2 protein-coding genes and 1 pseudogene are annotated in these 2020 nt (G+C 70.6%); 2 read left to right on the top strand and 1 reads right to left on the bottom strand.

The window, feature by feature from the left end:
- Positions 1-445, bottom strand: a pseudogene (locus BGM09_RS21550) (ThiF family adenylyltransferase); the annotation flags it as partial.
- 219 nt (positions 446-664) lie between these two features.
- Here BGM09_RS21550 and BGM09_RS21545 point away from each other — a divergent pair.
- Together BGM09_RS21545 and BGM09_RS21540 are read left to right on the top strand one after the other, a co-directional pair.
- The gene (locus BGM09_RS21545; RefSeq protein WP_188283308.1) at positions 665-1297 is read left to right on the top strand and encodes a M48 family metallopeptidase; all 633 of its coding nucleotides are present in this window, start codon (positions 665-667) and stop codon (positions 1295-1297) included.
- A 101-nt stretch (positions 1298-1398) separates the two neighbouring features.
- Positions 1399-2020, top strand: a 622-nt coding sequence (locus tag BGM09_RS21540) for a TerD family protein (RefSeq protein WP_188283307.1), incomplete at its 3' end; no start/stop codon positions are given.

Below are 2020 nucleotides of genomic sequence, written 5' to 3'. Positions count from 1 at the left end.
GCACCGAGGCCACGGCGGCGCCGACCCGCCCGGCCCCGTGCACCCGCACCCGTGCCGCCCTGCGGTGCCGTATCCGGCCCGCCGCCCCGCCGGGGCCCGGGTGGACCACCGAGAGCGCCGCCAGATCGGGTCTCAGCCGGTCCAGGGCCGTCACCCGGTGCCGTACCGCCTCCGCCAGCGCGCCGTGCGCCGCCGCGTCGTCCAGCACACCGCCCTCGGCGAGCAGCCCCAGCAGTCGTCTGACCTGCGCGGGCCCGAGGCCCAGCGCACCCGCGTCACGGGTCAGCGTGTCGGCGCCGCGCGTGCCGTCGAGCAGGTCGAGGAAACCGGCCGCCGCGCCGTCGACCGGCTCCAGCACCACCGCGTGCGCCGGGTCCACCCCGAACTGCACGCTCTCCCTGTCCCGCCAACTGCGGCGCAGCGCGCTCTTGAGCATGGGACGCATGACCGTCACCCCCGTCCATCCGTTCACTCGATCCACCATGAGGTCCGTCGGGCGGGCCGCCACCGACCCCGCCAGGCGAAATCGCCCATTCCGACTTCCCTCGTCACTCTCCGTAAGCGACAGCACTCAGCATGCCATTTCCCGGCGAAACTCCCGGAGAGTTATCCACAGGTTGTGGGGGATAGTCGTTCAATATGCGTATGAAGCGAGGTGATTCCCATGCGAACCGGCCGGGAGACGGGACTTCCCGGACACGCAGCGGGTAACGTCGAAGGCGTGTCCGCCGATCCAGCGCGTAGCCTCTCCAGCCAGCCCGCGAGCGGCCTACGGACCAATGCGGTGGAAGTACGCCGCAGTGCCCGCAGGCGCCGAACGGTTTCGGCATATCGCGACGGCGACCGAACTGTAGTGCTGATTCCGGCCCGAATGTCGGCGGCCGAGGAGCAGCGCTGGGTGACCACGATGCTGGAGAAGCTGGCGGCGCAGGAGAGCCGCCGGATGCCCGGCGACGACGAGCTGGCCGCCCGCGCGGAACGGCTGGCCGAGCAGTATCTGCTCGGCCGGGCCGTGCCCGACACGGTCCGCTGGGTCACCAACCAGAATTCCCGCTGGGGCTCGTGCACGCCCTCCGAGGGCAGCATCCGCCTGTCGCACCGCCTCCAGGGGATGCCCGAGTACGTCATCGACTACGTGCTGCTGCACGAGCTGGCGCACCTTCTCGTGCCGGGACACGGCCCGAGCTTCTGGCGACTGCTGGAGAGCTATCCGCGCACCGAGCGCGCCCGCGGCTTCCTGGAGGGCGTCGTGGCGGCCGACCGGCTGCCGCATCCGCCCGGTTCCCGCGAGGAATAGCCGCTGTCGGCACGACCGGTTAGCCTGTCGCCACGTCGGCGCGGCAGCACAAGCGCCGCAACGCGAGCGCAGCAATGAGGGGATGGGGGACGGTCGTATCCATGGCCAGGGAATTCCAGCGTGGCCACAAGGCCAAGATCAGTGATCTGACGGCGGGGACGGATCTGTATGTCGGTGTGCAGATCTCCGGCCCCGGCCTGACCTTCGACATCAGTTGTTTCGGGCTCGATGACAAGGAACAACTGTCGGACGACCGTTACTTCATCTTCTTCAACCAGCCCAAGTCGCCCGAGGAGTCGATCCAGCTCCTCGGCGCGCAGTCCGGCGACACCGAGTCCTTCCGCGTCACTCTCGACCGCATACCGGCGAACGTGCACAAGCTGGCGTTCACCGCGACGATCGACGGCGACGGGCAGATGTCGCAGGTCGCCCCCGGTTATCTGCGGCTCGTCGCGGGCGGTGAGGAAGTCGCGCGGTACGCCTTCACCGGCGCGGAATTCACCACCGAACGCGCCGTGATGGTCGCGGACATCTACCTCAAGGACGTGTGGCGCTTCGCCGCCGTCGGCCAGGGCTTCGACGGCGGGCTCGACGCGCTGCTGCGGAATTTCGGCGGCGAGGTCGCCGAGGACGAGCCCGCCGCGCCCGAGCAGGCCGCGGCCCCCGGTTTCGCGCCGCCCGGCGCCGTACCCGGCTTCGCACCCCCGCCCGGCCCCGCGGCGG

The organism is Streptomyces sp. CBMA29 (assembly GCF_014596445.1).
In the GTDB taxonomy this organism is placed as follows: Bacteria; Actinomycetota; Actinomycetes; order Streptomycetales; family Streptomycetaceae; genus Actinacidiphila.
This window is presented reverse-complemented; position numbering and strand designations above follow the sequence as displayed.

Excerpts from the sequence above, each read along its gene's own strand:
- BGM09_RS21545 (WP_188283308.1), top strand. The coding sequence starts at position 665 with ATGCGAACCGGCCGGGAGACGGGACTTCCCGGACACGCAGCGGGTAAC.